This is a genomic window from Pseudomonas sp. HMWF006, assembly GCF_003061205.1.
GTDB classification, from domain to species: Bacteria; Pseudomonadota; Gammaproteobacteria; order Pseudomonadales; family Pseudomonadaceae; genus Aquipseudomonas; species Aquipseudomonas monsensis.
Genome location: NZ_QAIU01000222.1, coordinates 9,780 through 16,107 on the forward strand (window position 1 = coordinate 9,780; position 6,328 = coordinate 16,107).

Here is a 6,328-nt window from a genome sequence, read left to right on the forward strand (position 1 = left end):
TAACGGCTCTCGGCCACCGCCACTTTTGCACCGAAACCGGCAGCAAAACGGGCAGCCCGTACACCGCCGGAACCGGCACCAATCACATAAAGGTCAAAATCGTAGGCCATTTCTATCTCCTCGGCAGGCGATCAGCATACCCGCAGCCACCCGTTGGGCAAGTCCTGGCAAGTAAATGGGGGCGGAAAATGAAAAAAGCCACTCGAAGGTGGCTTTTTTCTTACAAATGAAGCAGGCGTACTCAGTAAGCCTTGCCAGTCTTGTAGAAGTTCTCGAAGCAGAAGTTGGTCGCCTCGATGTAGCCTTCAGCGCCACCGCAGTCGAAACGCTTGCCTTTGAACTTATAGGCCATCACGCAACCGTTCTGCGCCTGCTTCATCAGGGCGTCGGTGATCTGGATTTCGCCACCCTTGCCTGGCTCGGTCTGCTCGATCAGGTCAAAGATGTCCGGCGTCAGGATGTAACGACCGATGATTGCCAGGTTCGACGGTGCGTCTTCCGGCTTTGGCTTCTCGACCATGCTGTGAACGCGGTAGATGTCGTCGCGGATCATCTCGCCGGCGATCACGCCGTACTTGCTGGTTTCCTGCGGATCGACTTCCTGAATGGCGATGATCGAGCAGCGGAACTGCTTGTACAGCTTGACCATCTGGGTCAGCACGCCGTCGCCTTCGAGGTTGACGCACAGGTCGTCCGCCAGCACCACAGCGAACGGTTCGTCACCGATCAGCGGGCGACCGGTCAGGATCGCGTGGCCCAGACCTTTCATTTCGGTCTGACGAGTGTAGGAGAACGAGCACTCATCCAGCAGTTTGCGGATGCCGACCAGGTATTTCTCTTTGTCGGTGCCTTTGATCTGGTTTTCCAACTCGTAGCTGATGTCGAAGTGGTCTTCCAGAGCGCGTTTGCCACGACCCGTAACAATGGAGATTTCCGTCAGGCCAGCGTCCAGAGCTTCTTCAACGCCGTACTGGATCAGTGGCTTGTTTACCACCGGCAGCATTTCTTTAGGCATGGCTTTAGTCGCTGGCAGGAAGCGAGTACCGTAACCGGCTGCTGGGAACAAGCATTTCTTGATCATATAAGTCCTTGAAAGGGCTGTGTGTACGAGTTTCGGCGCAGTCTAATCAGGCGGCGTGCACCTTACAATGCCCCGCACTGGCTAACCGATGCCAACATAGAGAAATATTCTCGCCGATAGTTCCATCGGCAACTTCGGACCGCGAAATCAGCGTAGCTCAAAGTCACCGATAAACCGCTTCACCATACGCTCATCGTCACCCAATGCGAGCATTTGCCGGTATCATGGCGGCTTTGAACCAGCGAACGAGACAGATAGATGGCCGCAGCAAAAATCATCAATGGGTACACGGTCGACAAGGGCAAAGATGGCCAGTGGCACATCACTGCCGCCAATGGCGAAGATGTGTCCGGGCCGTTACCTACTGAAGCCATGGCGATCGAAGTCGCGTCGGTACTCGATTACACGCCGCCCGCGCCGAAGCGACGCGGCAAGAGCGAGGGCTGAGCGCTCGCAGCGAATGCCGAGCCCTGCCATTGCGCAGGGCTTTTTTCTGTTCGAACGCAAACAAGTGGCCAATCGCTATAACCTTTTCACGCCGGCGCTGTCAGAGCGTCTAGTCCCCCCTCGCTGAAGATCACACTCATGAATATGAACAAATGGCTGCCCCTCGTTGCGGTATTGGCATTAAGCGGCTGCGCCACCTCTGAAACCACGTACCTGAACAATGGCGAACAGGGCCTGAGCATCGATTGCTCCGGCGAAGCCAACTCCTGGGCCACCTGCTACGAAAAGGCTGACGCGTCCTGCGCCGGGACCGGTTACCGCATCGTCGGTACCGACGGCACGCCAGCGTCGAAGGAAAGCGACAAGACGCTCGGCGTCGATGTCGGCAACTACAAGAACCGCAGCGTGGTGGTGGTCTGCAAATAAACCCTACATGTGTATTTCAGCGAACTTGATCCCGAGTCCGCGCACGACTTCGATCAGGTCGTCGAGTCGGCTGAACGACTCGACCTCGTCGTTCTCGTCCACCAGAAAGTAACTGCGCCCGGCGCTCTTCTTGAAAAACACGATCCACTCCCCCGGATTCGCCGGGTTCTGAATCACATGGGTGGCAGAGATAAGGCCCTCTACGTGGCGCTCCCGTACTTGCTCTCGCTTCATCGCGACTCCAGAAATGAAAATGCCGTCACAGCATGACTGTGACGGCATCGATGCTGATGACAGACAGTCTATCAGCCGGAAATGCACGCATTGGCAGCGTTGCGCACATCCCGAGGGCGAATGGGAACGTTGGACATACGCTCATGCAGCTTGATACTGCTGCCGCCGGAGCGGTCTTCGATATCAAACACAGCGGCCGGACCCGAGGACAATTTGCCCGGAACGATCACCCGAACCCCGTCCTTGTGCGGTTGCGTTTGCAGCGCGCCGCGGCTGTCAGCCAGTTTATCGGACAGGCACTGCGCATATTCCTGGGGTTTCTTGCCAGAGATCACGCTCATGGTCGGCAGCGTTTCGTTTATTTCAGAAACGCTCGCACAACCACTCACCACCAGAACCAATGGCAGACACACCACACCCCACTTCATATAAAACCTCCATTAAAGACCGTCCGACAGCACAAATGCCGTTTTTATCCGAGGCCTTCTGCATTTAACCCGCATCCAATCGCGAATATCTGTTCAAAATTGTCAAAGCGACGCCCGACGGCCGGATAATAACCCGTGCGGGCTGATAAACTGCGCTCATCGACAAGCTATCGTTTTGATTTAGTAGAAAAAGCCCTTCTGGAGGCGCCCATGAAATTTATTCACCAGCGCGAGCACCTCAACGAAGACGACATCGTCGTCATCCAATGCTCGCAAATGTGCAACATCCGTCTGATGAACGACGCCAACTTCCGCAGCTTCAAGAACGGCGGCCGCCACACCTATCACGGTGGCGCTTTCGACACGTTCCCGGCCCGTATCACCGCGCCGAGCACCGGGTTCTGGAACATCACCATCGACACCGTCAACCGCCGGGCGATCAGCGTAACCCGCAAACCGACGCTGACCCATTCGATCAAGATCATTCGCCGCTCCAGCTCCAAACTCAGCTGAGACGCTCCGCCCATTCAGAAAGGTAGGCATGACCGTGGCTCAAACGACCAAATACGTCATCAAGTACAAACTCAACGGCGAACGCCGCTTCGAGTTCGCACAACTGCAGAACGGCACAGCGGAAGAGGCCAAGGCAGCCCTGGACGCTATCCACGGCCAGAGCGACGATGTGATCACTGACATCGCCGTGAGCAAAGCGCTGTAGTACGGCGCCGGGAATTCGACCGCAAGCGGCGGAGTGCTCTGCCGCCCGCACCTGACCAGACTGACGGCTTCGACCTTGGGTCAAGGAGTCAGCATGTCGATGTCACCCACCCGTTTAGCCGAACTCGACTGGGCCGGTCTTGAACAGCAACTGGACCGCGACGGATGCGCCATCATCCGCTCACTGCTGTCGGCCGCAAGCTGTGAGCACCTGAGCGCGCTCTATCCGCAGACCGGGCCGTTCCGCTCCCAGGTCATCATGGCTCGCCATGGTTTCGGTCGCGGCGAATACAAGTACTTCCGTTATCCGCTGCCCGCGCCCATACAACGCCTGCGCACGGCGCTGTATCCGTGCCTGGTGCCGTTGGCGAATCGCTGGTACGCGCGAATGAACCTGCCGGAACGTTTTCCGCCAGGCCACGACGAATTTCTTCAGCACTGCCATGCCGCCGGCCAGTTGCGCCCTACTCCGCTCTTATTGCAGTACGGTACGCAGGACTACAACTGTCTGCACCAGGATGTGTACGGTGAGTGGGTGTTTCCGTTGCAAGTGGCGATTCTGCTGTCAGAACCCGGCGAGGATTTTACCGGTGGCGAATTCATCCTCACCGAACAACGCCCGCGCATGCAGTCGCGTCCGCTGGTGCTGGATCTGAAAAAAGGCGATGCCGTGATCTTTGCCGTCAATCAACGCCCGGTCAAAGGCGTGCGCGGCGATTACCGGGTGACCCTGCGCCATGGCGTGAGTCGCCTGCACAGTGGAAAAAGGCATACCCTAGGCATCATCTTTCACGACGCCACGTGACGACCATGTCATCCCGTACATTCGATCTGTTCGCAGACCACGAACCCGAACAACAGCCACGAACCGAGCAGATCGGCGAACAATCATGGGTGTTGCGCGGTTTCGCCTTGCCGGTGGTCGACCACCTGCTGCCGGCGCTGGACGCCATTCTCGTCGCCGCTCCCTTGCGTCACATGGTCACGCCGGGCGGCTTCAGCATGTCAGTCGGCACCAGCAGTTGCGGTGCGTGGGGCTGGATCACCGATCGCAGCGGCTATCGTTACTCGCCCGTCGACCCGCTCAGCGGTTTACCCTGGCCGCCGATGCCGAAATCGTTCGCCATGCTGGCGCACTCGGCCGCCGAACGCGGCGGATTCTCTGACTTCAACGCCGATTCCTGCCTGATCAACCGCTATATCCCCGGTGCCAAGATGTCGTTACATCAGGATAAAGACGAAAAGGACTTCGCCGCACCGATCGTTTCCCTGTCCCTCGGATTGCCGGCGATGTTTCTGTTCGGCGGTTTTTCCCGCAGCGACAAAACTCAGCGTATTCCACTGCTGCACGGTGACATGGTGGTCTGGGGTGGCGTCGACCGCTTGCGGTATCACGGCGTATTGCCGATCAGGCACGGTCAGCATCCGCGCCTTGGCGAACAGCGGATCAACCTGACATTCCGGGTCGCCCGATAAGCAGAAAATTCGACCGCAAGGCCCGGAGTGTCGTGCGCGCCTAGGCTGGTTAACCTGAGTCAAACAGGTCAACGGATTACTCATCATGAAAACGCTTTCGACCCCGCTCAACATCCAGGACGATCCACGCTGGGCCGCCGTGGTCGCTCGCGATCCACGAGCGGACGGGCAGTTTGTCTATGCGGTAAAAACCACCGGCATCTACTGCCGTCCCAGCAGCCTGGCACGGTTGCCGAAACCGCAGAACGTCGAGTTCTTCGACAATGCGCAACAAGCTGAAGCGGCAGGCTACCGGCCCAGCAAACGGGCCAGCAAGGATCACAGCGATGTCGCAGCGCAACACGCTGCGACCGTGGCGAAAGCCTGTCGACAGATCGAAACGGCAGAAAACCCGCCGCGGCTCAATGAGCTCGCGCAGACGGCAGGCTTGAGCCCGTTTCATTTTCATCGGGTGTTCAACGCTGCCACCGGCCTGACGCCCAAAGGTTACGCCGCCGCCCACCGTTCGCGCAGGGTCCGCGAACGGCTGGCAGACGGCGACTCCGTGACGGACGCGCTCTATGACGCCGGTTTCAACTCCAACAGCCGCTTCTACGAAGCCGCCGATCATCTGTTAGGCATGAAGCCCGGCGACTACCGTGCAGCCGGCCAGAACAACGACATTCGTTTCGCGGTGGGCCAATGCTCGCTCGGCGCGATCCTTGTCGCGCAAAGCGAACGTGGGGTTTGCGCGATTCTGTTGGGCGACGACCCGCATCAACTGGTGTGCGATCTGCAGGATCAATTCAAGAAAGCCAACCTGATCGGCGCCGACCGTGGATTTGAACAACTGATCGCCAAGGTCGTGGGCTTTATCGAAGCGCCGGCCATTGGCCTGGACTTGCCGCTGGACGTGCGCGGGACGGCGTTTCAAGAGCGCGTCTGGCAAGCGTTGCGCGAGATTCCGCCCGGCAGCACGGCCAGCTACGCCGACATTGCCCAGCGCATCGGCGCGCCGACATCCATGCGCGCCGTGGCCCAGGCCTGCGGGGCCAACCGTCTGGCGGTAGCGATCCCCTGCCACCGCGTGGTGCGCAGCGATGGCAATCTGTCAGGTTATCGCTGGGGCGTGGAGCGCAAGCGCCAGTTGCTAGAGCGTGAGACGCAGTCTTAGCGAACGCCGATATGGATCGACACGGATTCGGGGTCGGTATAGGCCTCGAAGTCCGTGGCGTAGCGACGCTGGATTTGCGGATTGTCATTAAAGAACGTCCACACTTTGCCCCAGGTAGAGATCACCGCGTCGGGCATTTGACCGTGCGCCTCGAACACCAGATAGTCGCCCGCTTCGATCTCGACCGATTCGTACCTGCCCGCAGGCTTGTCGACAGCCACGCCCGCGGTCACGTCGAACGCCCCGGAGGCGTCCGACTCGTAGGCCGAATACACGCCATACACGGGCGATCCGGCTTGCTGGTCGGGAATGATTTCAGTCAGTGCGCTGGCGAAAAACTGCCGCCACATCGGGCCGATCTTCGCC

At 58.9% G+C, this 6,328-nt stretch carries 11 protein-coding genes; 7 read left to right on the plus strand and 4 right to left on the minus strand.

Annotated features, from left to right (window positions below; translation table 11 throughout):
• Positions 1 to 241: 241 nt before the first annotated feature.
• The gene (galU, locus tag DBR24_RS08905) at positions 242 to 1,081 is read right to left on the minus strand and encodes a UTP--glucose-1-phosphate uridylyltransferase GalU (protein WP_007912230.1); all 840 of its coding nucleotides are present in this window, start codon (positions 1,079 to 1,081) and stop codon (positions 242 to 244) included.
• A gap of 258 nt (positions 1,082 to 1,339) precedes the next feature.
• On the opposite strand from galU, the gene DBR24_RS08910 reads away from it, so the two are divergent.
• A complete protein-coding gene (locus DBR24_RS08910) occupies positions 1,340 to 1,528 on the plus strand; it encodes a hypothetical protein (RefSeq protein ID WP_128614534.1) in 189 nt (62 codons plus the stop codon).
• Between the two features lie 144 nt (positions 1,529 to 1,672).
• Entirely contained in the window at positions 1,673 to 1,954 is a 282-nt protein-coding gene (locus DBR24_RS08915) for a hypothetical protein (RefSeq protein ID WP_177490493.1), read from the plus strand.
• Positions 1,955 to 1,957: 3 nt separating this feature from the next.
• Here the strand turns inward: DBR24_RS08915 and DBR24_RS08920 are convergent, their stop codons facing one another.
• Together DBR24_RS08920 and DBR24_RS08925 are read right to left on the minus strand one after the other, a co-directional pair.
• Positions 1,958 to 2,188 (minus strand): hypothetical protein, encoded by a 231-nt coding sequence (locus DBR24_RS08920; protein ID WP_095187256.1) that lies wholly within the window; start codon positions 2,186 to 2,188, stop codon positions 1,958 to 1,960.
• 71 nt (positions 2,189 to 2,259) lie between these two features.
• A complete protein-coding gene (locus tag DBR24_RS08925; RefSeq protein ID WP_123468379.1) occupies positions 2,260 to 2,616 on the minus strand; it encodes a hypothetical protein in 357 nt (118 codons plus the stop codon).
• 210 nt (positions 2,617 to 2,826) lie between these two features.
• On the opposite strand from DBR24_RS08925, the gene DBR24_RS08930 reads away from it, so the two are divergent.
• The 5 genes from DBR24_RS08930 to ada all read left to right on the plus strand — a co-directional run bounded on the left by DBR24_RS08930 (position 2,827) and on the right by ada (position 5,962).
• Positions 2,827 to 3,129: a DUF1883 domain-containing protein gene (locus DBR24_RS08930; protein ID WP_057400164.1), complete on the plus strand. Its 303-nt coding sequence runs from the start codon at positions 2,827 to 2,829 to the stop codon at positions 3,127 to 3,129.
• Between the two features lie 28 nt (positions 3,130 to 3,157).
• Complete coding sequence (locus tag DBR24_RS31020; RefSeq protein WP_177490491.1) at positions 3,158 to 3,334, plus strand: hypothetical protein; 177 nt, start codon at positions 3,158 to 3,160, stop codon at positions 3,332 to 3,334.
• A 93-nt stretch (positions 3,335 to 3,427) separates the two neighbouring features.
• Positions 3,428 to 4,138 (plus strand): 2OG-Fe(II) oxygenase, encoded by a 711-nt coding sequence (locus DBR24_RS08935; protein ID WP_128614535.1) that lies wholly within the window; start codon positions 3,428 to 3,430, stop codon positions 4,136 to 4,138.
• Positions 4,139 to 4,143: 5 nt separating this feature from the next.
• Complete coding sequence (gene alkB, locus DBR24_RS08940; RefSeq protein WP_128614536.1) at positions 4,144 to 4,809, plus strand: DNA oxidative demethylase AlkB; 666 nt, start codon at positions 4,144 to 4,146, stop codon at positions 4,807 to 4,809.
• An 85-nt stretch (positions 4,810 to 4,894) separates the two neighbouring features.
• Positions 4,895 to 5,962 (plus strand): bifunctional DNA-binding transcriptional regulator/O6-methylguanine-DNA methyltransferase Ada, encoded by a 1,068-nt coding sequence (gene ada, locus DBR24_RS08945; RefSeq protein ID WP_128614537.1) that lies wholly within the window; start codon positions 4,895 to 4,897, stop codon positions 5,960 to 5,962.
• Here ada and DBR24_RS08950 read toward each other — a convergent pair.
• Positions 5,959 to 6,328: GyrI-like domain-containing protein (locus tag DBR24_RS08950; RefSeq protein ID WP_146189000.1), on the minus strand; the 370-nt coding region annotated here is incomplete at its 5' end. The two genes, ada and DBR24_RS08950, sit on opposite strands and share 4 nt — an antisense overlap.